Origin of the sequence: Agromyces sp. NPDC058104, assembly GCF_042884835.1 — a bacterium.
Taxonomy (GTDB): domain Bacteria; phylum Actinomycetota; class Actinomycetes; order Actinomycetales; family Microbacteriaceae; genus Agromyces.
Map to the genome: position 1 here is coordinate 1,130,070 of NZ_JBHVTD010000001.1, position 25,753 is coordinate 1,155,822.

General features: G+C 72.6%; 18 protein-coding genes. 6 read left to right on the forward strand and 12 right to left on the reverse strand.

The genetic code is table 11. The features are described from left to right. Positions 1–120: 120 nt before the first annotated feature. The 4 genes from ACFVTH_RS05370 to ACFVTH_RS05385 all read right to left on the reverse strand — a co-directional run bounded on the left by ACFVTH_RS05370 (position 121) and on the right by ACFVTH_RS05385 (position 5,267). Entirely contained in the window at positions 121–840 is a 720-nt protein-coding gene (locus tag ACFVTH_RS05370) for a flavodoxin family protein (RefSeq protein ID WP_387087454.1), read from the reverse strand. 170 nt (positions 841–1,010) lie between these two features. Further along, entirely contained in the window at positions 1,011–2,651 is a 1,641-nt protein-coding gene (locus tag ACFVTH_RS05375) for a GMC oxidoreductase (protein WP_387087456.1), read from the reverse strand. After that, a complete protein-coding gene (locus ACFVTH_RS05380) occupies positions 2,648–3,598 on the reverse strand; it encodes a diacylglycerol kinase (protein ID WP_387087458.1) in 951 nt (316 codons plus the stop codon). Before ACFVTH_RS05380 ends, ACFVTH_RS05375 begins: the two co-directional genes overlap by 4 nt. A 1-nt stretch (position 3,599) precedes the next feature. Continuing rightward, positions 3,600–5,267 carry an FAD-binding oxidoreductase gene (locus ACFVTH_RS05385; protein ID WP_387087460.1) on the reverse strand — a complete coding sequence of 556 codons (1,668 nt, stop codon included), beginning with the start codon at positions 5,265–5,267 and terminating at the stop codon, positions 3,600–3,602. Positions 5,268–5,287: 20 nt separating this feature from the next. Between ACFVTH_RS05385 and ACFVTH_RS05390 the strand changes: the two genes are divergently transcribed. Next, positions 5,288–5,884, forward strand: a complete 597-nt coding sequence (locus ACFVTH_RS05390; RefSeq protein ID WP_387087462.1) for a TetR/AcrR family transcriptional regulator — start codon at positions 5,288–5,290, stop codon at positions 5,882–5,884. Continuing rightward, positions 5,851–7,500, forward strand: a complete 1,650-nt coding sequence (locus ACFVTH_RS05395) for a glycerol-3-phosphate dehydrogenase/oxidase (protein ID WP_387087464.1) — start codon at positions 5,851–5,853, stop codon at positions 7,498–7,500. Before ACFVTH_RS05390 ends, ACFVTH_RS05395 begins: the two co-directional genes overlap by 34 nt. 146 nt (positions 7,501–7,646) lie before the next feature. Here the strand turns inward: ACFVTH_RS05395 and ACFVTH_RS05400 are convergent, their stop codons facing one another. The 3 genes from ACFVTH_RS05400 to ACFVTH_RS05410 all read right to left on the reverse strand — a co-directional run bounded on the left by ACFVTH_RS05400 (position 7,647) and on the right by ACFVTH_RS05410 (position 15,155). Beyond that, entirely contained in the window at positions 7,647–12,833 is a 5,187-nt protein-coding gene (locus tag ACFVTH_RS05400) for a family 78 glycoside hydrolase catalytic domain (RefSeq protein ID WP_387087466.1), read from the reverse strand. Positions 12,834–13,109: 276 nt separating this feature from the next. Next, the gene (locus ACFVTH_RS05405; protein ID WP_387087468.1) at positions 13,110–14,579 is read right to left on the reverse strand and encodes a catalase; all 1,470 of its coding nucleotides are present in this window, start codon (positions 14,577–14,579) and stop codon (positions 13,110–13,112) included. 135 nt (positions 14,580–14,714) lie between these two features. Next, positions 14,715–15,155 carry a Fur family transcriptional regulator gene (locus ACFVTH_RS05410; protein ID WP_387087470.1) on the reverse strand — a complete coding sequence of 147 codons (441 nt, stop codon included), beginning with the start codon at positions 15,153–15,155 and terminating at the stop codon, positions 14,715–14,717. A gap of 129 nt (positions 15,156–15,284) precedes the next feature. On the opposite strand from ACFVTH_RS05410, the gene ACFVTH_RS05415 reads away from it, so the two are divergent. Continuing rightward, positions 15,285–15,989, forward strand: coding sequence for a DUF1345 domain-containing protein (locus tag ACFVTH_RS05415; RefSeq protein WP_387087472.1), 705 nt, complete (start codon positions 15,285–15,287; stop codon positions 15,987–15,989). An 82-nt stretch (positions 15,990–16,071) separates the two neighbouring features. Here the strand turns inward: ACFVTH_RS05415 and ACFVTH_RS05420 are convergent, their stop codons facing one another. Then, positions 16,072–16,605, reverse strand: coding sequence for an adenine phosphoribosyltransferase (locus ACFVTH_RS05420; protein ID WP_387087474.1), 534 nt, complete (start codon positions 16,603–16,605; stop codon positions 16,072–16,074). 115 nt (positions 16,606–16,720) lie between these two features. Between ACFVTH_RS05420 and ACFVTH_RS05425 the strand changes: the two genes are divergently transcribed. Together ACFVTH_RS05425 and ACFVTH_RS05430 are read left to right on the forward strand one after the other, a co-directional pair. Further along, positions 16,721–17,233, forward strand: coding sequence for a DUF3817 domain-containing protein (locus ACFVTH_RS05425; RefSeq protein WP_387087476.1), 513 nt, complete (start codon positions 16,721–16,723; stop codon positions 17,231–17,233). Between the two features lie 60 nt (positions 17,234–17,293). Then, positions 17,294–18,112 (forward strand): shikimate 5-dehydrogenase, encoded by an 819-nt coding sequence (locus ACFVTH_RS05430; RefSeq protein WP_386942207.1) that lies wholly within the window; start codon positions 17,294–17,296, stop codon positions 18,110–18,112. A 12-nt stretch (positions 18,113–18,124) separates the two neighbouring features. On the opposite strand, the gene ACFVTH_RS05435 is transcribed toward ACFVTH_RS05430, so the two are convergent. From ACFVTH_RS05435 to ACFVTH_RS05450, 4 genes are all read right to left on the reverse strand, one after another. After that, positions 18,125–19,324 carry an MFS transporter gene (locus ACFVTH_RS05435; protein ID WP_387087478.1) on the reverse strand — a complete coding sequence of 400 codons (1,200 nt, stop codon included), beginning with the start codon at positions 19,322–19,324 and terminating at the stop codon, positions 18,125–18,127. 211 nt (positions 19,325–19,535) lie between these two features. Further along, a complete protein-coding gene (locus ACFVTH_RS05440) occupies positions 19,536–20,039 on the reverse strand; it encodes a hypothetical protein (protein WP_387087479.1) in 504 nt (167 codons plus the stop codon). Between the two features lie 114 nt (positions 20,040–20,153). Next, on the reverse strand, positions 20,154–22,625 hold the full coding sequence (locus tag ACFVTH_RS05445) for a PEP/pyruvate-binding domain-containing protein (RefSeq protein ID WP_387087481.1): 2,472 nt from the start codon (positions 22,623–22,625) through the stop codon (positions 20,154–20,156). A gap of 21 nt (positions 22,626–22,646) precedes the next feature. Continuing rightward, complete coding sequence (locus ACFVTH_RS05450; RefSeq protein WP_387087483.1) at positions 22,647–23,264, reverse strand: TetR/AcrR family transcriptional regulator; 618 nt, start codon at positions 23,262–23,264, stop codon at positions 22,647–22,649. Positions 23,265–23,417: 153 nt separating this feature from the next. Between ACFVTH_RS05450 and purL the strand changes: the two genes are divergently transcribed. Beyond that, entirely contained in the window at positions 23,418–25,751 is a 2,334-nt protein-coding gene (gene purL, locus ACFVTH_RS05455) for a phosphoribosylformylglycinamidine synthase subunit PurL (RefSeq protein WP_387087485.1), read from the forward strand. The last annotated feature ends 2 nt before the right edge of the window (positions 25,752–25,753 follow it).

The window sequence follows — 25,753 nt, forward strand, 5'->3', positions numbered from 1 at the left end:
CCGGCTCAAGAGACGGACGTCCGGATTGTTGAACGATATTCCACGCGTTCGTCCAGGTTTCCCGCGCACCCCGGCGACGCCCTCGCGCGGGCCGCGCCGGGCCGGTACGCTAGGCACCGCTCAGCGGTACTCGGGGTTCGCCTCGAACCCGTAGTGCTCGCCGTGGTCCCACTCCGAGCGCACGTTGCCGCCCACCGGAAACCCGCCGGCGTCCTTCAGCAGTCGCGCGAGGTGCAGCAGGTTGTACGTCATGAACGTCGTGTTGCGGTTGGTGAAGTCGTTCTCGGGCCCGCCCGATCCGGGGTCGAGGTAGCTCGGCCCCGGGCCCGCCTCGCCGATCCACCCGGCGTCGGCACCGGGCGGGATCGAGTACCCGATGTGCTGCAGGCTGTACAGGATGTTCTGCGCGCAGTGCTTGATGCCGTCCTCGTTGCCCGTGATGATGGCCCCGCCGACCTTGCCGTAGTAGACGTACTGCCCCCGGTCGTTCGTCTCGCCGCTCATCGCGTAGAGCCGCTCGATGAACTTCTTCGTGATCGAGGAGTTGTCGCCGAGCCAGATCGGCCCGCCCACGACGAGGATGTCGGCGGCCTCGACGCGCGGCCACACCTCCTCGGGCCAGTCGTCGGCGGGCCATCCGTGCTCGCGCATGTCGGGGTAGACGCCGGTCGCGACGTCCACGTCGACGAACCGCAGATCGTCGACCTGGACGCGATGCTCGCGCATCAGCGCGACGCTCGCGTCGATGAGTCCCTGCGTGTGGCTCTTCTCGGGACTTCGTTTGAGCGTGCAGTTCACGTAGAGGGCACGGAGGTCTGAGAAATCCGGCAGCTCGGCCATGCGCGAGATGCTACTCGCGACCGGTCGGCGCCGACAGGGCTTGCGGATGCCTCGTGGCGACGACGGTCGCGCTCGGCTGAGCACCGCGATACCTCCCCCGCTTCTGCAGGAGAATTGCGCTGAGACGCTCGCTCAGCGCGTGCGAGCGCAATTCTCCTGCAGAAGCAACGTCAGGCGAGCAGCTCCTCCTGCGGGGGCCGGGCGTCGGCCTCGCTGCGGCGCGGCCAGTGCGACAGCGCCCGCTCGGCCATCGCCGTGATGGTGAGCGATGGGTTCACCCCGGGGTTCGCAGGCACCGCCGCCCCGTCGACGACGTGCAGCCCAGGGTGGCCCCACACGCGGTGGTACGGGTCGACGACCCCGCGCTCGGGCGAGCCCGAGACGACCGCACCGCCGAGGAAGTGCGCGGTGAGCGGGATGCCGAACACCTCGGGCCACGACCCTCGGGCCTCGGCGCGCACTCCTCCCGCCGACTGCATGCGCGCCGCGATCGCCGCCGCGGCGAGGTGCGCGCCCGGCAGGTGGCTGGGGTTCGGCTCCCCCTCGCCCTGGGCGCTCGTGAGCACGCGCCGCCCGCCGAAGCGGTGCTTCAGCGAGAGCGTGAGCGAGTTGTCGGCGGTCTGCATGACGAGCGCGATGATGCCGCGCTCGCTCCAGCGCCTGAGCGAGCTCAGCCGCAGGGTCGTGATCGGATGCCGCAGCGCGCCGCCGACCAGCGCGCCGAGCCGCACGGGCAGGGGGCGCCCGCCCGGCACGAGCCCCGACGCGAGGGCGCCCATCAGGTTCGACCCGGGACCGTACCGGACGTTCTCGACGTGCGTGCGCTCGTCGACGTGGAACGAGGTCGTGATCGCGACGCCGCGGGCGAGGCCGAGCTCCTCGGGCACCGACACGGCGACCGCCCCGTCGAGCGCCTCCGAGTTCGTGCGCGTGAGCCGGCCGAGCGCGTCGGAGAGGCCGGGCAGTGCGCCCGAGTCCTTCATGCGGTGGAGCAGCTGCTGGGTGCCCCAGGTGCCGGCGGCGAACACCACCTGCTCGGCGGTGACCGTGCGCCGCACGCGGCGCAGCCTCGCGCCGCTGCGCTCGGTCGTCACGGCGTACCCGCCGCCCGGGAGCGCCCGCACCTCGGTCACGGTGCGCAGCGGCTCGATCGTCGCGCCGAGGCGCTCGGCGAGCGGCAGGTAGTTCTTCGCGAGCGTGTTCTTCGCGCCGACGCGGCAGCCCACCATGCAGTTGCCGCAGAGCGTGCACCCGGTGCGGTCGGGGCCGTCGCCGCCGAAGAACGGGTCGGGCACCGTCTCGCCCGGAGTGCCGAAGAACACGCCGACGGGCGCTCGGCGGAACGTCTCGCCGACCCCGAGATCGTCGGCCGCGCCGGCCATGATGCGCTCCACCGGCCCCTCGTGGGGGTACTCGGGAACGACGCCGAGCATGCGCTTCGCCGTCGCGTAGTGCGGCGCGAGCTCGCCCTGCCAATCGGCGAGCGCGCTCCACTGCGGATCGGTGAAGAAGGCCGGCCCCGGCTCGTAGAGCGTGTTCGCGTAGTTCAGCGAGCCGCCGCCGACGCCCGCGCCGGCGAGGATCATCACGTGCGGCAGCTTGTGGATGCGCTGCACCCCGTAGCATCCGAGCGCGGGCGCCCAGAGGTACCGCCGGAGGTTCCACGAGCTCTTCGCGAAGTCGTCGTCGGCGAAGCGGCGCCCGGCCTCGTAGACGTGCACCCCGTAGCCCTTCGACGCGAGCCGCAGGGCGGCGACCGAGCCGCCGAAGCCCGAGCCGACGATGACGACGTCGTGGTCGAAGGCCGTCATGCGGATGCCTCGCGTCCGGCCTCGGCGGCGGCGGGCACCGTACCCGACGCGGGCACGAGCACGGTGAGCGCCCCGGGCACCACCCTGATGCGCGCCCGCCCCGAGCCGACCCGCTCGCCGTCGGCGTAGACGACGAGGCCCGGGGCTTCCACCTCGACGAGCTTCGCCCTTGCGGTCGCGACCTCTGGCCGGTCGACGTGGGTGCCGCGCAGCAGCAGCGGGAAGAGGCGGGCCAGCTTGGCGCGCCCGAGCGGCCCGACGTGCGTGACGTCGAGGAGGCCGTCGTCTGGCACCGCGCCGGGGCACACCGGCATGCCGCCGCCGTAGCTGCGGGTGCTGCCGACGGCGATGAGCGTGCCGGGCGCCGGTCGCGGCGCCGCTCCGTCGAGGCCGTACTCGAACGGCATCGGGCGCAGGCGCGCGAGCTCGATCACGAGGGCGAGGTAATAGCGCGCGCGTCCGCGCGGCCAGCGCAGACGGTTCGTTCGCTCGCTGACGTGCGCGTCGAAGCCGAGCGCCGCGACGGTGAGAAACCGCCTCGTGCCCGCCGCGGACTCGACCTCGCCGACGTCGATCGCGCGCGGCGTGCCGTGCACGGCGAGCGCCGCAGCCTCGGCCGCCGCGTCGGAGGCCTCGAACGGCAGGCCGAGCGCGCGGGCGAGGTCGTTGCCCGTGCCCGCGGGCACCAGCGCGATCGGCACCCCCGAACCGACGACGGCGTCGAGCACCGACGAGAGGGTGCCGTCGCCGCCGACGACGACGAGCGCACGCGGCCCGCTCGCGACCGCCTCGACGGCGAGCCGGCGGGTGTCGTCGACCGAGTCGCCCGCATACACGCGCACGTCGGCGCCGAGCCGTTCGAGCCGGGCGACGGCCCGCTGCGCGGCCTCGGCGCCGCGACCGCGGCCCGAGCTGGGGTTCACGAGCACGACGGTGTGCCCGGTCATCTCAGCGGCTCCCGGGTTCTGCGCGTTCGCCCGCGGCGACGAGCGCGCCGGGGTTCATCACCCCGGCCGGGTCGAGCTCGGCCTTCACGGCGCGCAGCAGGCGCACCCCGACCTCGCCGACCTCGCGCTCGAGCCAGGGGGCGTGGTCGCGACCGACCCCGTGGTGGTGGCTGATCGTGCCGTCGCCGGCGATGATCGCATCGTTGACCGCCGACTTCACGGGCGCCCACGCGGCGAGCTGCTCGCCCTTCACGCCCGCGAGGATCGTGAAGTAGAGCGCGGCGCCCGTCGGGTAGACGTGCGAGACGTGGCAGAGCACGAGCGACTTCGCGCCCTGCGCGGAGAAGCCGTCGGAGATCGCCGCGGTGACCTCGCGCTTCAGTCGCTCGAGGTTCGACCACGTCGTCGCCGTCTCGAGGGTCTCGCAGAAGACGCCGTGGTCGAGCAGCGCGTCGCGCAGGTACGGAGCGTTGAAGCGGCCGTGCACCCACTCCTCGGCGGCGGCGGGGCCGGTCGAGGTGCCGCCCGCGGCGCGCAGCACCGCGGCAGTGCGGGCGTGACGCTCGGCCGCGATCTCGGGCTCCCCCTCGAAGACGGTGACGGCGCTCGCGCCCTTCGCGAGCGCCTTGCCGATGCGGCCGACCTGGGCGAGCGAGACGCCGGTCTCGGCCTCGTCGGAGAGCCGGATGACGGTGGGCCCGGTGCCCGACTGCGCGACCTTCCGCAGCGCTGCGGCGCCGGTGGTGAAGTCGGGGAAGATCCACGCCTCGGCGAGGCGCACGGCGGGAACAGGATGCACGCGCAGCCGCACCTCGGTGATGACGCCGAAGGCGCCCTCCGAGCCGAGGAAGAGACGCAGCAGGTCTGGGCCGGCGGCCGAGCCGGGCGCCCGCCCGAGCTCGAGCTCGCCGGTCGGCGTCGCGACCCGGAGGCCGGTGACCATCGCGTCGAAGCGCCCGTTGCCCGCGGAGTTCTGGCCCGAGGAGCGGGCGGCGGCGAAGCCCCCGAGGGTGGCGTAGCGGAAGCTCTGCGGGAAGTGGCCGAGCTCGAGGCCGTGGGCGCCGAGCAGGCGTTCGGCCTCGGGGCCGGTCGTGCCGGCGAGCAGCACGGCCTCGCCGCTCGTCTCGTCGAGCGAGACGAGCCCCGTGAGGCGGCCGAGGTCAAGCGCGATCACCGCGGGGTGCCCGCCGCGCTCGGGGTCGAGCCCGCCGACGACGCTCGTGCCGCCGCCGAAGGGCACGACGGCGATGCCGCGTTCGCCGCAGCGGCGCAGGAGTTCGGCGACCTCGGCGTGGCCGGCGGGGCTCACGACGGCGTCGGGGGCATCCTGCCGGTGCGCGCGACGGCGCAGCAGGTCGGGCGTCGAGCGCCCGCCCGCGTGGCGGATGCGCGCCTCGTCGTCGACGGCGAGATGCGCCGGGCCGACCACGTCGGCGAGCACGGCGCGGTCGTCGTCGCCGAGCCGCGAGGCCTCGAGCTCGACCTCGTCGAGCGTCGCGGCGGGGGCCGGCTTCGGCGTGCGGCCGAGCAGCATCGGCAGGAGGGTGCGCACGGCGAGCGGCAGCTCCTTCGCCTTCGCGGGGTCTCCCCAGCCGTTCCAGCGCATCGGGGCGGATGTCTCGTCGCTCGCCGTCGTGGCGGTGGGGGCGCTGCCGTCTTCGTCGACCATGCGTTACAGTGTGACACATCATGGAAGATCGTCAAGCACTCGAGCTCGACCGCCCCGCCTGGAGCGAGGCCGAGACGCGCATGCTCGACACGGCCGCCGACCTCATCGCCGCTCGCGGCGTCGGCGGCGTCACCGTCGCCGAGGTCGCGCGCGACGCCGGGGTGAGCCGGCCGACCGTGTACCGCCGCTGGGCGAGCGCCGACGAGATCGTGCGCGCCGCCCTGCACCGCCAGACCGTCTCACTCATCGAGCGGTTCCCCGAACCGGCGCGAACGCGCGACGAGATCGTGCGCGACGTACTGCGCTACTCCGAGCTGTTCCGCACCGACCCGCTCTACGGGCGCCTGCTCGAGCGCGAGCCCGAGGTGTTCACGCGCTACACCCTGCAGCGCATCGGCTCGAGCCAGCGGGTGATCCTGCAGTGGCTCGCCTCGGCGATCGCCCTCGCACAGCAGGGCGGCACCGTGCGCGCCGGGGCCCCGAGCGACCTCGCGGTCATGCTGCTGCTCATCGCGCAGTCGGCGATCCTCTCGCACAACACCGTCTCCACCCTCATCGACGAGCCGCATTGGAGCAGCGAACTTTGGCACGCACTCGACGGGCACCTGCGCCCCTGACCTCCCGCGCGGCGGCCCCGGCGGGTTCGTCGGCACTGAACGCGGCCCGCCGCAACCGCGGCTTCGATGCCCTCGCCGAACGCCGCGAGCCCGTCGACGTGCTCGTGATCGGCGGCGGCGTGACCGGTGCGGGCGTCGCGCTCGACGCGGCGAGCCGCGGGCTCTCGGTCGTGCTCGCCGAGGCGCACGACCTCGCGTTCGGCACGAGCCGGTGGAGTTCGAAGCTCGTGCACGGCGGCCTGCGCTACCTCGCCACCGGCGACGTCGCCGTCGCCCGCGAGAGTGCGCTCGAACGGCACCTGCTGATGACCCGCATCGCCCCGCACCTCGTACGGAGCCTCCCCCAGCTGCTGCCCTTCGTGCCCTCGGTCTCGCAGAAGCAGCGAGTGGCCGGCGGCCTGGGCATGGGCCTCGGCGACGGACTGCGCATGCTGGCCCGCACCCCCGGCGCGGTGCTCGCGCACCCGCGGCGCGTCGGCCGCGAGGAGGCACTCCGACTCGCCCCGGCCCTCCGCCGCACGGGGCTTCGCGGCGGCGTGGTCTCGTACGACGGGCAACTGGTCGACGACGCGCGGCTCGTCGTCGCCCTCGCCCGCACGGCCGCGGCGTACGGCGCGACCGTGCTGACGCGCGTGAAGGTCTCCGGGGCCGAAGGCGGCGGCGCGACCCTCACCGACGGTCTCGGCGGCGGCTCGATGCGGGTGCCCGCCCGCGTCGTCGTCAACGCGACGGGCGTCTGGGCGGGCGAGGTCGACCCGGGCATCCGCATGCGCCCGAGCCGCGGCACCCACCTCGTGCTCGACGCGGCCGCGGTCGGCCACCCGAGCGCGGCGCTCACGGTGCCGCATCCCGGCTCGATCAGCCGCTTCGTCTTCGCGCTGCCGCAGCAGCTCGGCCGCGTCGTCGTCGGGCTCACCGACGAGGATGCCCCGGGCCCGGTGCCCGACGTGCCGCGACCCCACGACGACGAGATCGACTTCCTCCTGCGCACCGTCTCGTCGGCGCTCGAACGGCCCCTCGACCGGGGCGACGTGCTCGGCGCCTTCGCAGGGCTCCGCCCGCTCATCGACACCGGCGGCGACGGCGCGACCGCCGACATCTCGCGCCGGCACCACGTCGGCGTCTCGGGCTCGGGGCTCGTCAACGTGCTCGGCGGCAAGCTCACGACCTACCGGGCGATGGCCCGCGACGCGGTCGACCTGGCCTGCCGGCATGCGGGGCTCGACGACCCCGGGTGCCGCACCGCGGAGCTCGCGCTCGTCGGCGCGCCCGGCTCGTCCGTCGCCTACGCGGACGCGGGTGCGACTGCCCGGCCCGGCGTCGCCCAGCGGCCGGCTCCCGGGCGCACCCCGCCGGCGTCGCTCACGGCCCGCTTCGGCGCCGAGGCATCCACCGTGCTCGAACTCGCCCGCTGCCGCGACGCGGGCGCGCGCATCGAGCCGGGTCTCGACGTCACCCGCGCCGAGATCGAGTTCGCGGTGCGCGCCGAGGGCGCCCTCGACGTCGACGACGTGCTCGACCGGCGCACCCGCATCGGCCTGGTGGCCGGCGACCGCGAGCGCGCCCACGACGCGGTCGCCGAGATCGTCGCCGAGTCGCTGGCCCGCCTCGTCTGACCCAGGAGCAGGCGCACCGGCCCGGCACCCGCCTCCGCACCCGGCGTCACCTCGACGTCCGCGCGCGAGCGCGCACAACGCGGGCGCGCGTGAGCGGGCCGGGCACCCCGTGTCGGTGCGCCCGGCCCGCCGCCGGCGGCCCCCGGTCAGCCGAGCTGGAAGGCCTGCACCTCCGCGAGCTGCAACCGGTAGTAGCCGAGGCGCCCCTCGTCGGCGGTGGGCCGTCCGAGCTCGGTCACGGCGACCCGCACGTGGCGTGCCTGCACGGCGTCGAACCGGTAGGTCTGAGGCCGCGGCCCCGGGTCGGCCTGCCCGGTGACCTGCTTCACCGTCGTCCACGTCCGGCCGTCGTCGCTCACCTGCAGCGCGAACGCCTTCGGGAAGTGCGCCCCGTCGGCCCCGTCGGCCGCCGGGTCGTCGGCGGTCGCCGTGCGCGGGTAGACGACGACCGTGTCGATGGCCTTCGCCGCGCCGAGGTCGAATGCGACCCACTGGTCGACGCCCGTCTGCGAGCGGTCGGGGCCGTTCGACGTGTAGCCCTTCGCCCCGCCGGCGACGCTCTCGCGCTTGCCGTCAACGAGGTTGGCGGTGCTCCACGCGGGTGCCGACTGCAGGCTCGTGCGTGCCGTCGCGACCGACCCGGCCAGCACGTTCTCGGCCGCGTCGAGCCCGGGCGTCGCCGGCAGTACCCAGACGTCGGCGATCGAGGGGTCGTAGCCCCCGTCGACGTCCTGGAACCGGAGGCGCACCGTGCCGTCAGCCGTCGCCTCGGACGGCTCGACCAGGAACTGGGAGGTCATCGTGCCGGCGCCGGCCGCGGTGCGCGCGTACCGCTGCTCGAAGACCGTCGCGCCGTCGGCCGACACGTCGTACGTCTTCTGGCGCGCGCCGTCGAAGGTCTCCACCGCACGCACCACGAACGGCTCGCCCGCGGGCACCGCGACGTCGAACTCGAACCAGCCGCCCGGGTACGACGTGTGCGTGTAGCGGCGCGTGAGGCCCGCCTCGCTCGAGGTGCCGGAGTGCTCGGAGGCGGTGAGGCCGTGCGAGCGCTCCGACTGCGCCAGACCGAGGTCGACGTGGTCGATCACGATCGCCGGGGCGTTCGTGAGGCCGACGGCGAGCGTCGCGCTGCGACGTTCCTCCTCGCTCGAGCCGACCGAGGCCGTCAGGGCGGCGTCGCCTGCGGTCACGGTGTACGGCACGGTGACCTCGACGGTCGCGGCGGCGGAGGCCCCGGCCGCGAGCTCGTACGCGACCGTCGCGTCGCCCCAGCCGTCGGGACCCTCGACGCGCACGTCTCCCGTGCGCGCGTCGTCGGTCAGGTTGCCGAGGTCGACCGTCACCGAGACGACGTCACCGGGGTGCGCCGACGTCGGCTCGATCGTGACGTCCTCCACGACGACCGGCGCCGACACGACGAGCTCCGCCTCGACGGGGATCTCGACGTCGGTGCCCTCGTACCGGTAGGTCAGCGAGCCGCTCAGGCCGTAGCGGCCCGGTTCGGCATCGGCCGGCACCGCGACGTCGAAGCCGAACGACGACGACGCACCCGGCGCGAGCTGGGGCAGCCTGCGGCCGTCGGCCGTCACGGCGAAGCCGTCGTCCGACGCGAGCTTCGCCGAGACCTGCCCGAGCTTCTTGCCGCCCGTGACCTCGACCGCGAGGGTCGCCCGGGCGGTGTCGCCGGGGAACACGCCGTCGGCGGGCACCTCGAGCGAGATCTCCGCACCGGCCAGCGTGGCGCAGGCCTGCGTCAGCTTCGCCGACGCCGGGTCGAGGATGCCGCGCAATGCATCGGCGGTCTCGACGGCGAGCGCACCGTGGTCGACTTCGCGGTCGAGGTAGGCCGAGATCGACTGGATCGTGCTCAGCGCCTTGTGCGCCGCCGCGGCGGTGCGGAGGTCGCGGTCGCGGCCCTTCGCGTCGCCGACGTACGCGTCCCAGGCCTTCCCGGCCCGGTCGTCGAACGCGTCGGCGTCCTCGGCGAGCGTCTCCGCCTGCTCCGCCGAGAGCGCCCCGGCGTCGCCGAGGTCGGCGACCTTCGCGCCGAACGCGTCGGCCGCCTCACGGGTGTCGCCGAGACGACCCAGCGTCGCGTCCTGCCCGAACTCGTACTCGCCCGAGCCCACGGTGAACACCGCGGCGCCGTCGGCTTCACGCACGAACTCGACGCCGCGCGCCGACGAGGCGGGCACGCCGCCCTCGGTGATCGCCCACCGGCTCGAGGTCGGGATGCGGATCTCGGCCGTGGTGTTGGCCGGCACCGTCACGTCGAGCCGCATCGTGCCCGAGGCATCCGTTCGCCAGTCGGAGACGACGGTGCCGTAGGGCGTGTCGAGCGAGTAGTCGACGCGGTCGATGCCCGTGCCGGCCTGCGGTGCGACGAGCACCTTGCGGTAGCCGGGCTCGAGCGCCGAGACGCCGGCCATCGTGCGGTACATCCACTCGCCGACCGCGCCGTACGCGTAGTGGTTGAACGAGTTCATCTCGACCGGTCCGAACGAGCCGTCGGGCATGATCGAGTTCCATCGCTCCCAGATCGTCGTCGCGCCCTTGCCGATCTCGTAGCCCCACGACGGGTAGTCGGTGTTCTGCAGGAGCGTGTACGCGATGTCGGTGCGGCCGATCTTCGTGAGCGCCGGCAGCAGTCCGTCGACGCCGAGGAAGCCCGTCGAGAGGTGGTTGCCGCGGCGTGCGAGCGTCTCCTCGAACTGCGTCGCGACCGCGTCCTCCAGCCCGTCGGGGATGAGGTCGTTCATGATCGTCAGGATGTACGCGGTCTGCGAGTCGCCGCGCACGGTGCCGTCGGCCGAGACGAACGCCGCGACGTAGGCCGCCTTGATCGCCTCGTAGCGCTCGGCGTACTCGGCCGCGACGTCGTCGTGGCCGAGCGCCTTCGCCATCTCGGCGAACTCGCGGGTGCCCTTGGCGAGGAACGCGGTGTCGATGACCGTCGCCGGGGTGTCGTCGTCGAGGTTGAGCCAGTCGTTGTAGCCGCCGACGTTGCGGATGTGACCGACCGCGCTCGCGTCGAGGTAGTCGACGTACCGCTTCATCGAGTCGTAGCTGTCGGCGAGCACCTGGGTGTCGCCGTACGCCTTCCAGATCGAGTACGGCACGTGCACGCCCGCGTCGGCCCAACCGGCCCGGCCGTAGCCCCCGTCGAAGCGACCCGGGATGATCGGTGCGACTCCCGGGAAGGAGCCCTCGGCGTTCTGCGTGTCGCGCAGGTCCTGCAGCCACTTCGTGAGGAACAGCTGCGAGTCCATGTTGTAGTTCGCGGTGTTCGCGAAGACGTTGATGTCACCGGTCCACCCCATGCGCTCGTCGCGCGCGGGCGTGTCGGTGGGGATCGAGACGAAGTTGCCGCGCTGGCCCCACAGGATGTTGCTCTGCAGCTGGTTCACGAGGGCGGAGTTCGTCTCGAGCGAGGCGGTCGGCGTGTTGTCGCTGCCGACGACGACGCCCGTGATGCCGCTCGCAGGCGGGGCCTCGTCGACCCCGGTGATCTCGACGTAGCGGAACCCGTGGAACGTGAACTTCGGCTCCCAGGTCGCGGTGCCGTCCTCGGCGAAGGTGTAGTAGTCGGTCGCCTTCGCGCTGCGGAAGTTCGCGGTGTAGAGGCTGCCGTCGGGGTTCAGCACCTCGGCGACGCGGATGCGGACGGTCTGCCCGGCTTCGCCGGCGAGCTTCACGCGCACGTGCCCGACCATGTTCTGCTCGAGGTCGTAGACGTGGACGCCCTCGGCCGGACTCGGGAGGGCCTTCGCGTCGAGCTCGTCGACGACGCGGACGGGCGGGGCCGTCTGGGGCTCGAGCTTCGCCGTGGCCGACGGCCGCACGACGGCGTCTGACCAGTCGTCGTCGTCGTAGCCGGCTTCGGCCCAGTCGCCGACCTCGGCCGCGCGCCGGGCGTCGTACGCCTCGCCGTCGAGCAGGTCGGCCGAGGTGGTCGGCCCGTTCGTGGTGCGCCAGTCGTCGCCGGTGGCGATGACGTCCTCGGATCCGTCGGTGTACCGGACGCGGAGCTGCGCGATGAGCGACGTGTCGCTGCCGTAGATCGAGTCGCCGAACATGGCGACGCGTCCGGCGTACCAGCCGTTCGCGATCTCGGCGCCGAGCGCGTTGTCGCCGTCGTTCACGAGGTCGGTGACGTCGTAGCTCTGGTACTGGATGCGGGTGTCGTAGTCGGTCCAGCCGGGGGCGAGCTCCTGGTCTCCGACGGGCTCGCCGTTGAGCTGCAGCTCGTAGAGGCCGCGGGCGGCGGCGTAGACGCGGGCCGAGGCGACCTCCTTGTCGACGTCGAACTCGGTGCGGAGCAACGGCACGTCGGCCCCGTAGGCGTACCAGGCGTCGGTGTCGCCCGAGACGACGAGGTCGCCGCCCTTCAGGACGCCGCCCGTGAAGGTGCGGTCGTTGGCCGGGAAGTCGGTGCCGAGCAGCACGTCGCCCGACTTCGAGGTGACCTTCACCGCCGAGACGGTTCCGGTCTCCGCGCCGCTCGTCCTGAACCCGACGAGGCCCGCCGCGGTGTGCGTCGAGACCGTGCGGGTGTCGAGCACGGCCCCGTCGACCTTCGTCGTGATCGTCGTGCCGTCGACGGTGATCGAGTAGTCGTGCTTCGCCGCGATGTCGAAGCCGGCCGGGAACGGCGTCGCCGAGAGCACCGTGTACGCCCCGTTCGACTTCACGTGGGGTCGCAGCGACTTCGAGCTCTCGCTGAGCTGCCACATGTACGCGTTCGACCCGTCGCGGCCGCGGAAGTACACGCCGAGCGCGCCCGAGACCTTCGAGGCGGTGAAGCTCAGCGTCGAGTCCGTCCACTCGGCCGGGATCGAGGAGTCGGCGCCGATCCAGTCGGCACCGTCCCACTCGTCGAGCGAGGCGAGCGCCGTCTCGAACGAGGCGGGCTTGCTCCAGTCGGTCGCGCGCCCCTCGCCGTCCCAGACGCGGACCTGCCAGGTGTAGCGGGTCGCCCCTTCGAGGTCGGGGCCGCCGTAGGGCACCTCGACCGAGGCGCCCGACTCGACGCGGCCGCTGTCCCACACGTCGGCCGACTCCAGCGCATCCTTGCCGGTGGCGACGCGCACCTGGTAGGCCGACTGGGTCACCCCGCGGCCGGCCGACGCGAGCTGCCAGCTCAGCTTCGGGGCGGCGAGCGGGATGCCGAGCGGGGATCTCGTCGAGTTCGTCTCGAGCCCGCCGACGGTCACGGCGGGCGCCTGCGACGAGGCCGCGAATGCGGCGGTCGGTGCTGCCGAGATGACTGACGCGAACACGGTGCCGGCGACGAGTACGCCGGTCGCTGCATTGCGGAGTTTGGATCGCACGCGTTTCTCCTCATTGATGAAACGTTTCAATCGGTTGCTGACAGTCGGAGCCTATCCACCGCCTCGACGAGCGGTCAACCCTTCGGCGCGGAGACGTCGCATCCGACGGGAGCCGAGCGGGACGCGCCGGCTCACGCGAACCGTCGCGAACGGAGACGTCAGCACCCTTCGGCGTCGACGTTCGCGACGGCTCGAGGACGAGGGCCCGAACGACGACGGACGGATGCCTCGGGGCCGGCCCCGAGGCATCCGTCATCGTGCCGTGATCAGCGGTTCTTACGCGGCTGCGCCGTCCTCCGCTGCGACCGCGTGGGCCGCTCGCAGCACGGCGCCGAGCTCGGCGTCGACGTTCGTCCAGTACTGGAAGAACCGCTCGCGGATCTCGTCGATCGTGATCGCCTGCGCCTGGCCGAGCAGGGTCGCCTGCAGGCGCTGCTTCGCCTCGGCCGAGTAGACGTCGCGGTAGAGCGTGCCCGCCTGGCCGAAGTCGCTGTCGTCGGCGCGCAGCGTGTACGCCGTGCGCATGAGCTCGCCGTCGCCCTCCCACGAGCCCTCGCCCGCCGCTTCAGCCGACGCGGTCGGCCCGCCGAACGAGTTCGGCGCGTACACCGGCACCGACGGGGCGTTGTAGTGGTGGCGCTGCGCGCCGTCCTGCGAGTAGTTCGCGACGGGGGCCGCGTGCGGGGCGTTCACCGGCAGCTGGTTGTAGTTCGTGCCGACCCGGTAGCGCTGGGCGTCGGGGTAGCTGAACACGCGCGCCATGAGCATCTTGTCGGGGCTGATGCCGATGCCCCGCACGGTGTTCGCGGGCGAGAACGCCGCCTGCTCGATCTCCGCGAAGAAGTTCTGCGGGTTGCGGTCGAGCGTGAGCACGCCGACCTCGATGAGCGGGTAGTCGCCGTGCGGCCACACCTTCGTGAGGTCGAAGGGGTTGAACCGGTAGGTCTTCGCCTCCTCGTAGGGCATGACCTGCACGAAGACGTCCCACTGGGGGAAGTCGCCGCGCTCGATCGCGTCGAACAGGTCGCGGCGGTAGTAGTCGGCGTCGGCCCCGGCGATCGCCTCGGCCTCGGCGGCGTCGAGGTGCAGGTCGCCCTGGCGCGAACGGAAGTGGTACTTCACCCAGAACCGCTCGCCCTCGGCATTGATCCACTGGTAAGTGTGCGAGCCGAAGCCGTGCATCTCGCGCCACGACTTCGGGAGGCCGCGGTCGCCCATGAGGTACGTCACCTGGTGCGCCGACTCAGGCGAGAGGGTCCAGAAGTCCCACTGCATGTCGGCGTCGCGCAGGCCCGAGCCGGGCAGCCGCTTCTGCGAGTGGATGAAGTCGGGGAACTTGATGCCGTCTCGGATGAAGAACACCGGGGTGTTGTTGCCGACGAGGTCGTAGTTGCCCTCGGGCGTGTAGAACTTCAGCGAGAAGCCGCGCACGTCGCGCCAGGTGTCGGGCGAGCCCTGCTCGCCGGCGACCGAGGAGAAGCGCAGCAGGGTCTCGACGCTCGCGCCGGGCTGGAAGAGCGCGGCACGGGTGTACCGCGAGACATCCGCCGTCACCTCGAAGCGGCCGAACGCGCCGCCGCCCTTCGCGTGCACGATGCGCTCGGGAATGCGCTCGCGGTTGAACTGCGCGAGCTTCTCGACGAGGTAGCGGTCGTGCAGCACGGTCGCGCCGTCGGCGCCGACGGTCAGCGAATGCGCGTCGCTCGCGACCGGGGTGCCGGTCTGGGTGGTGGTGTGATTCGTCATGCGTTCGTCCTTCGTTCGGTGGCGGGCGGGTGACGATGCCGCGCGCTGGGCACGGCGACGAGCGCGCGCCCGAGGGCGCACGGTCGCCTTCCGCCGGGTAGGGCCGGCGGAAGCGGTGGGGTCGGATGCTGCGGGCTAGGCCGTCGACTCCGATGATCGGCAGTCGGCGCAGAGGCCCCAGAAGGTGACCTCCGCGGTGTGGATCGCGAAGCCGCCCGGGTCGCTCGGCTCGAGGCAGGGCGGCTGGCCGACGACGCAGTCGACGTCGGCGACGGTGTGGCACCTCGTGCACACGAGGTGGTGATGGTTGTCGCCCGTGCGCCCCTCGTAGAGCGCGGGCGAGCCCGCGGGTTCGATGCGGCGCAGCAGACCCGCGCCCGAGAGTGCCGCGAGCACGCCGTAGACCGCCTGCAGCGACGTCGTCGGCAGCCCGCCGCGCACCCGCTCGAAGACGGTCTCGGCGTCGAGGTGGCCGTGGCCCGAGAGCGCCTCGAGCACGGCGAGCCGCGGCGCGGTCACCTTGAGCCCGGCCGCGCGGATGCGCGCGGCGGGGTCGTGCTCGGTCGCGGTGTCCATGCCTCAACCGTAACCAGTTGTTTTGAATGACTCAAATCAACGGTCGGCGAGTCGGATGCCTCGGGGCGGCCTTCCCGTCGAGCGCTCTGGCATGCTGAGGTCACGCGGGTCGTGGGGACGGGAGGGGCCGTGACGAAGACAGCCGGTGACGCGCGCACACACGACGTCGGGGCGATCGTCGCCGAGTCGATCGGGCTCGCCGTGCAGCTGTGCCTCGTGGCGCTCGGCCTCTGGTTCATCCTCGGCGACGAGGACGTCGACGCCCTCGTCGCGTGGTGCCTCATCGGCACCGTCTACCTCGGCGCCACGATGCTCGCCCTCAACCTCGCCGTCCGCCGACCGCACCTGGCCGGCCGCCGCCGCACCCGGCGGTTCCTCGCGCACCCCGTGATGCGCACCGTCGCCAGCGGGCTCATGTTCTCGTCGAGCATCGTCGGCGTCTTCGCCGCGATCGAGCTCATCCTGCTGCGCAACGATCCCGAGTGGGGTCCGTTCGTCGAGCTGTTCGCGGTGTGGGCGATGCTCGTCGCCTGGTGCCTGTTCCACTGGGGATGGGCGCGCATCTACTACTCCCGTCAGCACACCGCCGAGGGCCGGCCGCCGCTCGAGTTCCCGCGCACGCCCGAGCCCACGCTGATCGACTTCGTGTACTTCGCCTTCACCAACGCGACGAACTTCTCGGTCTCCGACGTCGTCGTCACGACGACCCGGATGCGCTGGAGCGTCGTCTGGCACACGACCCTCAGCTTCTTCTTCAACGCGCTGATCATCGTGCTCGCGATCAACACGATCACCGGCATCGAGATCGACCCCGCCCTGATCGACTGGAACTGAGCCCGCCGCCACGTCGCCGCCGGGCCGCCGCGAGCCCGCCGCACCACCCCGCGCGTTCAGGAAACAGTGGGGTGGGCTGGGGTCAGTACTGCAGCAGGCTGTAGGTCTCGAACGCGTCGGGCAGCGCGGCACGGCCGCCGAGACCGTCGAGCTCGATCGCGACCGAGACGCCCGCGACCTGCCAGCCGGCACGCTCGACGAGGCGGGCCGCGGCGCCGACCGTGCCGCCGGTGGCGAGCACGTCGTCGACGATGAGCACCCGGGTGCCGGGCGGCAGTTCGCCCTCGTGCACCTCGAGGGCGGCGGTGCCGTACTCGAGCGCGTACTCCTCGGTGAGCACGGCGCGCGGCAGCTTGCCCGCCTTGCGGATCGGCAGCACGCCGACGCCGGCCGCGACCGAGGCCGCCGCCGCGAGCAGGAATCCGCGCGCCTCGACCCCGGCGAGCACGTCGAACCGGCCGGCGAACGGCGCGGTCAGCGCCTCGGCGAGCGCGTGGAACGCCTCTCCGTCGGCGAACACGGGCGTCAGGTCGCGGAAGAGCACCCCGGGCTCGGGGAAGTCGGGGATGACGGCGAGCCGGGACTCGACGAGGGCACGGGTGTCTTGCGCGTTCACCGTGGCAGCCTACTCCGACCGGCTCCGCCGGCCCTGAGTTCCAACCTTCGACGGATGCCGCGCACACCTCCGTTTGCGACGATGGAAGCATCCCGACCACTGGAGCCACGACCGCATGACCACCTCCCCCGCCACGAGCGCGACCGCCGCCGTCACCGCCCCCGCGAGCCGGCTGACGCCGAAGCGCCTCTACCGCGCACTCGCCCTCGCCGAGGCCGTCACCTGGACGATCCTCATCGTCGCGATGATCCTGAAGTACGCGGCGGGCATCGAGTGGGCGGTGCTCGTGGGCGGGTCGATCCACGGTTTCGTGTTCCTCGCGTACGCCTTCCAGTCGGTGCTCGTCGGCGTCAACCAGCGCTGGAACGTCGGCCGCATCGCATTCGCCGTGCTCACCGCGATCGTGCCCTACGCCACGGTGCCGTTCGAGCTGTGGCTCGTGCGCAAGGGCCACCTCGAAGGCGACTGGCGCTTCGAGGCGACCGACCACCCCGCCGACGGCAACTGGGTGAACCGCCTGCTGCGCTGGTTCCTCGCCCGCCCGCTGCTGCTGACGGTGCTCGCCGTCGTCGGCATCGCGGCGCTCTTCGCGGTGCTGCTCATGATCGGCCCGCCGAAGATCGGCTGACCCCGCGCGCCGGGCGACGAAGCGTATCGGGACCCCCGCTGCGCAGAGCATGATTGATCCATGCCCATCCTCAACAAGGACATGCAGCTCTGCATCTCGCTCGCCGGCCGCCCGTCGAACCTCGGCACGAGGTTCCACAACTACCTCTACGACGAGCTCGGGCTGAACTTCGCGTACAAGGCCTTCACGACCGACGACATCGAGGGCGCCGTGCGCGGCATCAGGGCGCTCGGGCTGCGCGGATGCTCCGTGTCGATGCCGTTCAAGGAGGCGGTCATCCCCCTCATCGACGTCGTCGAGCCCTCGGCGGCGGCGATCGAGTCGGTCAACACGATCGTGAACGACGGCGGCGTGCTGACGGGTTCCAACACCGACTTCGAGGCGATCGCCCAGCTCATCGCCGACAACGAGCTCGACCCCTCGCTGCGGGTGCTCGTGCGCGGCTCGGGCGGCATGGCGAAGGCCGTCGTCGCGGCGTTCCGCGACGCGGGCTTCGAGCACCTCACGGTGCTCGCCCGCAACGCGGAGCTCGGCTCGGCGCTCGCCGAGCAGTACGGGTACGCCTGGGTCGCCGACGACCCCGCCCCGGGTTCGGCCGAGCTGATCGTGAACGTCACCCCCCTCGGCATGCAGGGGGCGGATGCCTCGGCGCTCTCCTTCTCCGACGAGCACATCGCCGCGGCATCCGTGGTGTTCGACGTGGTCGCCTTCCCGGCCGAGACGCCGCTCATCCTCGCCGCGCGCGCGGCGGGCAAGACCGTGATCACGGGCGCCGAGGTGCACGCCCTGCAGGCCGCCCGGCAGTTCGAGCGCTACACCGGCGTCTCGATCACGCCCGAGCAGATCGCCCGCGCGGCCGCCTTCTCGCGCGCCGAGTAGCTCGCCGCGAGCTCAGCGGCTGACGCGGTTGACGAGCGCGGTCCACACGAGGGCCGCGGTCGCGCACGCGAGCAGCCCGACGAAGACCCACGGCAGGGCGGGCAGCCCGATGACGCCGTAAAGCGCGGCGCCGAGCAGCGCCCCGCCGCCGATGCCCGTGTTGAAGGCCGTCGTGTAGAACGACGCCGCGGCATCGCGGATCTTCGCCGACGCCGAGTGCAGCAGTCGCGTGTTGAGCATCGTCGGCAGGGCGCCGAACGCCGTGCCGAACAGCAGGAAGCTGCCGATCGACACCACCGGCACCTCGGGGAACGCGGCGAGCCCCGCCGCGCCGAGCCCGGTGGCGACCATCGCGACGACCAATCCGACCGTCGGGCGGCGCCCGAGCACCGCCCCGGCGAGCACGAGGCCGACCGCTCCGGCGATGCCGTAGGCGAGCAGCATGGGGCTGATCGCGCTCGACGGCAGGCCCATGACGTCGGTCATGTAGGGCGCGATGTAGGTGTAGAAGGTGTACATGCCGATCATCGTCACGGCGGTGATGAGGCACACCACGATCACCGGCACGAACGTCGGGTCCTTGCGCACGCGGACCGGCGCGGCATCCGCCTCGCCCGCATGGTGCCGCACCGGCGGCAGGAACCGCCAGACGAGCACGGCGCCGATCAGCGTCAGGCCGCCCATGGCGGCGAACGCGAACCGCCAGCCGAGGGCCTGGCCGAGGGCGGTGCTGAGCGGCACCCCGAGCACGAAGGCGGCCGAGCCGCCCGCGACCGAGATCGAGACGGCGCGGGCGAGCTGCTCCTTCGGCACGAGGTGGCCGGCGTAGGCGCCGACGACCGCCCAGAAGAGCCCGTGCGCCGCACCGCCGAGCACGCGGGTGGCGACCACCGTCGGATAGTTCGGCGCGAGCGCGCTGAGCACGCAGCTCACGGCGAGGAGCACGAGGGTGATGACGATGAGCCGTCGGCGAGCGACGCGGCGGGTGAGGGCCGCGAGCGGCACGGTCAGCACGACCACGGTCGCCGCGAACACGGTGACGAGGAGGCCGATGAGCGGCTCGCCGACGCCGAGCTCGCGGCTCATGTCGGGCAGGAGGCCCGTCGGCAGCATCTCGATGGTGACCGAGAGGAAGACGGCGGAGGCGAGGACGATGAGGCCGAGCCAGGGGAACGGCGGCGCAGGATGCACCGTGGGAACAGACGAGGTCATGAAGGATCCAGCAACGGATGGCGTACCCCGCGGAGCGGCGGCGTGCGAGGCTTCGCGAGTGCCGGCGGCGGGTCGACTGCGCGCTGATGTGCGCGCCCAGGGTCATCGAGAATGCGACGACCGCCAGCCATTCTAGCGGAGGGTGCGCGGCGGCGTCCGGAGCGGCCGACGGGAATGCGACGACCGCCAGCCATTCTACGGCAGGGCGCCCTCAGCGCACGAGCGAGCTCAGCCAGATGATGAGCAGGCCGAGGCTCGCCGTGACCACCGCGCTGAGCACGCGCAGGTACCAGGGGCTGCCTCGGCGGGCCGAGGCGGCGTAGCCGAGCACCGCGAGCACGAGGACGCCGACCCACAGCGCCGCGTAGTAGGCCACGTACTCGTCGAGCACTCCCACGACGGCGAGCAGCAGGAACACCACCGGCAGCACCATCGAGGCGATGAGCCCGGTCGTGTGGCTCATCGAGCGGCGGGCCGCGACGAGCACGGCGCGGAGCCGCGGCTCACGGTCGCCCTCGCGGGCGAGGATGCCCGAGTACACGTGCGCGAGCCAGAAGACGCCGACCGAGCCGAGCACGAAGAGCAGCACCTCGAGGTCGGTGTCGTCGTTCCAGCCGACGGCGATGACGGCGCTCACGAGCACCGTGCCGTGGATCGCGTGCTCGGTGCGGAAGGTCGACAGGACCCGCTGGACCGGCGTGCGGGTGGTGCTCATCGCGGCTCCCCTCGGCCAGACGAACGGGGTCGGTGCTCGGATCGGACTCTACTCGCGACGCACCGTGCCCGCGTCGTCTGCGACGAGAGCGACCGGTGCGCCGTCGGCGGTCGTTCAGCGACGCACCGTGCCGGTGGTGCCGTCGACGAGCACGACCTCGCCGTCGTGCAGCCTCGACGTGCCGTCTCCGGTGCCGACGATCGCCGGGATGCCGAACTCGCGCGCGATGATCGCCGGATGCGACAGCACCCCGCCGTGGTCGGCGACGACCGCCGCGACCTGTCCGAGGATCGGGCTCCAGGAGGGGGCCGTGGTCGGGCACACGAGCACGTCGCCCTGGCGGATGAGCGGGAAGTCATCTGGCCCCCGCACGATCCGGACGGGGCCGCGCGCCCGCCCGGCCGAGGCCGGTGTGCCGCCGGCGAGCGCATCGGCGGGCACCGCGCCCGGCGACTGGCCCGTGATCGAGCCGAGGTACCAGACGAGCGCTTCGTTGGCGAACCGCGCCTCGGCCGGCAGCGCGCTGAGGTTCGGCGGCGGCGCGAGCGCCCCGACCTCCGGCCGGTCGCCGAGGAGCGCCGCCTCGTCGAACGAACGTCGGCGTTCGGAGGCCACGCGACGCAGGCGCTCCCCGCCGCCGCACGCCTCGCGGAATTCGTCCGGCGTGAGCATGAAGCAGTCGTCGGCATGCCTCAGCGCACCTTGGGCGGCGAGCCGCGCGCCGATCTCGACGGTGATGCGGCGGATCGATCCGAGCGGTTCGTTGAATCCGAGCAGCTCGCTCTCGTCGCGGGCCCCGTAGTACCGCGCGGCGCGCGCGACCGCGCGCCGCCAGCGCAGCCGGTCGTGCTCGGATGCCTCCTCGAGCGCGAGGTCCTCGAGCGGCGAGTCGTCCCCGGTCGGAGGCTGCGACACCGTTCGGACGGGGTCTGCTCCGAGGCGTGCCCGAACCCGTCCGACCGCAGCTGCGAACGCGGGCTGGAGCGAGTCCGGCGCCTCGGCGAGCGTCGGGTCCATCGGGTCGAGGCCGAGCATCCTGCCCCCGTAGCGCTCGAGGTAGCGCTCGACGGCCTCGGCGAACCCGGCGTCGGCGGCGGCGAGCGTCGCGAGGTCGCCGACCGGTCGGTCCGCCGCGGCCGCGGACGTGCCGATGGCGCGCTCCGCGAGTTCGTCGAGCGCGACCGCCGCATCAGTGGAGGCCCACGAACGCGCCCGGAGCTCGAACAGGGCACGGGCGGGCTCCCACCCCAGCAGGTCTCGCGCGAGGAAGACGTACTCGCCCATCACCTGCGACAGCGCGAACACCACCGCGAAGTGCTCGGCGAGCGTCTCGTCGAAGAACTCGCGGGTCTCGTCGAGCAGCTCGAACAGCTCGCGGAGGTCGAGCACGGCGAGGTCGACCCGGCGCCGCCGCTGCAGCTCCGAGGTGAGACGAGGGGCGTCCTGCGCGACCCATCGCTCGAGCACGTCGCCGGCCGTGTCGGCCCGGACCGCCTCGACCGAGCGGGCGATGCGAGAACGGAGCGCCGGGACGACCCGGATGAGCAGGGGAAGCAACCACCCGGGCGGCGGAGGCAGCTTGGACGGGCCGCCGAAGGGGATCACCTCCGCGTAGACGCGGTGATCGACGACGTGCACCTCGGCGGTCGAGATGAGGAGCCCGAAGAGATCGGCGGCGCGGCCGAGTCCGGCGCGCATGGTGCCCGCCCAGATCCCGACGCCGAAGGGCGAGAGGCGATCCGGCCAGTGCAGGGAATCGCGCAGCCACGTCGCGGGGACGGGCTCGCGGGCGCCGGCGGCCTCGGGAGCGGGCAGGGTGGTGATCGGTCGACTCTGCACGACGTTGAGCTCGCCTCCCGCGAACGCCCACTCGACGTCCTGCGGCGCGCCGAACACCTCCCCGAGCTGCCGGACCAGCTCGGCGACCCGCAGCACCTCGGCCTCGTCGAGCAGCGCGGGCCCGTCGGCACCGGTCCGTCGAACTGCTGCGTCGCGCTCGACCGTCCAGCGCTCAGGCGAGGTCGCACCGCCGAGCAGTCGATCGGCGAGGCCCGCCACCGCCTCGATCACGACGCGGTCGTCGCCGCTGACCGGGTCGCGCCCGAACGCCACGCCTGCCGAGGCGGGAGCGAGCTGCCGCTGGACGAGCAGGGCGAGCGAGCCGTCACCCGTCCGGCGGGCGTCCCGGTAGGCGGCGAGGTGCTCGCTCGTCGTGGCCCGCCAGCAGCGTTCGACCGCGGCGATCGCCTCGTCGGAGCTCGCCACGTGCAGCACCGATTCGAACTGCCCGGCGAAGGAGGAGCCGGCGAGGTCCTCCGCGACCGCCGACGATCTCACGACGATCGGATACCCGAGGCGGTCGCAGGCCGCGATGAACGGCGCTCGGAGCTCGTCGGGAAGCACCGCCGGCGCACCGGCCGAACGGGTCGCTCGATCGTGGACCGCGCTCGAGAGCACGAAGCCGTCGGGCACGAGCCGTCCGTCCGCGCGCAGCTTCGCGAGCCGGAGCGCCTTGCCGCCGATGAGTCCGACCGGCAGGCCGGCCGCCTCGTCGAGCGGGATGAGCGCCGACACCGTGGTGTGCATGGCATGACTCCTTCGTCTGCATCAATCCGTGTTCGGTCGCCCTCCGCGGGCGAGCTCGGCGAGCAGCGTTCGCACGATCCATCCGGCCGTCGTCGAGGCGTCCTCGTCGGAGAGCTGATCGGTGAGCAGCAGCCAGGCGCGCCCGGACGCCACCAATCGAAACGCGGCGGCCACGCGCTCCCGCTCCTCGCGGGCGAGCGCGGGGGCGACGCGGTCGACGGCGCCGTCGACCAGCTCGGCGACGCGCCCGTGCAGCGAGCCGCGGATCGCCGAGCGCGGCGAGGCGGCAGCCCAGGCGAGCACGAGCTCGCGGCGCCCGCCCAACTGGAGCGCGAGGTCCTCCAGCACGCGGGCGAGGTCATCGCCGCCGGTCTCGAGCGCGCGGTCGAAGCACGCCCGGAGGAAGGCATCGGCCTCCGCATCGAGCCCGGCGAGGAGGTCCTCCCGGCTCCCGAAATGCCGGTAGAGCGTGCGGAGGGAGCATCCTGCCTCATCGGCGACCATCTGCATCGAGAGCTCGGCGACGCCGTCGCGAACGACCACCGTCGCGAGCGCGTCGGTGATGACCCGACGGGTGAGATCGCGCTGCCGATCGCGCAGCGTGTGATCGGCGATCTGATGAGACACGGTTCTGGCCATTTCGCGCACCTTCATGCTCTCTTGGCACGAAGTCTGCCATATCTGAGCATTTCTCACAAGGCCTGCTCACCTGAGCACGGCCGGTAGACTGCTGGGGTCAGGCATTCGCCCCGCGGCATCCGCCTCGCCGCCGTCTTCTGGAGCTCGCCACTCGTGACCATCAACACTCCCGCCAACATCGCTGCACCGACGACCGCGGTGCTCGACACCGTCGAGGTCGCGGCCGCCACGCCCGAGAAGGAGCAGCCGTACGCGGCGCTGGGCCTGAAGCCCGACGAGTACGAGCGCATCCGCAACATCCTGGGCCGCCGCCCCACGAGCGCCGAGCTCGCGATGTACTCGGTCATGTGGAGCGAGCACTGCTCGTACAAGTCGTCGAAGATCTACCTGCGCCAGTTCGGCAAGAAGGTCACGCCCGACATGAAGAAGCACCTCATGGTCGGCATGGGCGAGAACGCCGGCGTGCTCGACATCGGCGAGGGCTGGGCCGTCACCTTCAAGATCGAGTCGCACAACCACCCCTCGTACATCGAGCCGTTCCAGGGCGCCGCGACCGGCGTCGGCGGCATCGTGCGCGACATCATCTCGATGGGCGCGCGCCCCGTGGCCGTCATGGACGCGCTGCGATTCGGCGACATCGACCACCCCGACACCGCTCGTGTCGTGCACGGCGTCGTGTCGGGCATCAGCTTCTACGGCAACTGCCTCGGCCTGCCGAACATCGGCGGCGAGACCTGGTTCGACGGGGTCTACCAGGCGAACCCGCTCGTCAACGCGCTCGCGGTCGGCGTGCTCCGCCACGAAGACCTGCACCTCGCCAACGCCAAGGGCGCGGGCAACAAGGTCGTGCTCTTCGGCGCCCGCACCGGCGGCGACGGCATCGGCGGCGCGTCGATCCTCGCCTCCGACACCTTCGCCGAGGGCGGCCCGACCAAGCGACCCGCGGTGCAGGTCGGCGACCCCTTCGCCGAGAAGGTGCTCATCGAGTGCTGCCTCGAGCTGTTCCAGAACGACCTCGTCGAGGGCATTCAAGACCTCGGTGCCGCCGGCATCTCGTGCGCGACCAGCGAGCTCGCCTCGAACGGCGACGGCGGCATGTCGATCGTGCTCGACGACGTGCTCCTCCGCGACCCGACGCTCACGCCTGAGGAGATCCTCATGAGCGAGAGCCAGGAGCGCATGATGGCGATCGTGAAGCCCGAGAAGCTCGAGGGCTTCCTCGAGGTCGTCGAGAAGTGGGACGTCGAGACGAGCGTGCTCGGCGAGGTCACCGACACGGGCCGCCTCTCGATCATGTGGCACGGCCAGGAGATCGTGAACGTCGACCCGCGCACCGTCGCCGTGGACGGCCCCGTCTACGAGCGCCCCGTCGCCTACCCGACGTGGATCGACGCGCTCCAGGCCGACACGGCCGCGAAGCTCGACCGCCCGGCCACGCCCGACGAGATCCGCGAGCAGTTCCTGAAGCTCGTCGGCTCGGCGAACCAGGCCGATGCCGCGTGGGTCACGAACCAGTACGACTCCTACGTGCTCGGCAACACGGCGCTCGGTGCACCCGACGACGCCGGCATGGTCCGCGTCGACGAGGAGTCCGGCCTCGGCGTCTCGGTCGCGACCGATGCCAACGGCCGCTACTCCTACCTCGACCCGCGCCAGGGTGCGAAGCTCGCGCTGGCCGAGGCGTACCGCAACGTCGCCGTGACCGGCGCGAAGCCCATGGGCGTCAGCGACTGCCTGAACTTCGGCTCCCCCGAGAACCCCGAGGTCATGTGGCAGTTCTCCGAGACCGTCGAGGGCCTCAGCGACGGATGCCTCGAGCTCGGCATTCCCGTCACCGGCGGCAACGTCAGCTTCTACAACCAGACCGGTGACGTGCCGATCCACCCGACGCCCGTCATCGCCGTGCTCGGCGTGATCGACGACGTCGCCCGCCGCATCCCCAGCGGATGGCAGGACGAGGGCCACAACATCTACCTCCTCGGCGACACGAAGGCCGAACTCGACGGCTCGGCCTGGGCCGGGGTCGTGCACGGCCACCTCGGCGGTCGCCCGCCGGCCGTCGACCTCGCCGCCGAGAAGACGCTCGCCGAGCTGCTCTCGGCCGCGACGATCGAGGGCCTCATCGACTCTGCGCACGACCTCTCCGACGGCGGTCTCGCGATCGCCCTCGCCGAGGCGGTCTCGCGCTTCGGCGTCGGAGCCCGCGTGTTCCTCGGCGAAGTGCTCGCCGACGGCGACGTCGACCTCGCGACCGCGCTGTTCAGCGAGTCGACGGGCCGCGTCATCGTCACGGTCCCGCGGGAGGACGACGTGAAGTTCCGCGGGCTCTGCGAGGGCCGGGGCTACCCCGTCCGCCGCATCGGCGTGACCGACGCCGCCTCGGGCACGCTCGAGGTGCAGGACGCGTTCACCGTCTCGATCGACGAGCTGCGCACCGTGAACCGCGCGCCGCTCGCCGACGCGTTCGGGCCGGTCGTCGGCTACTGATG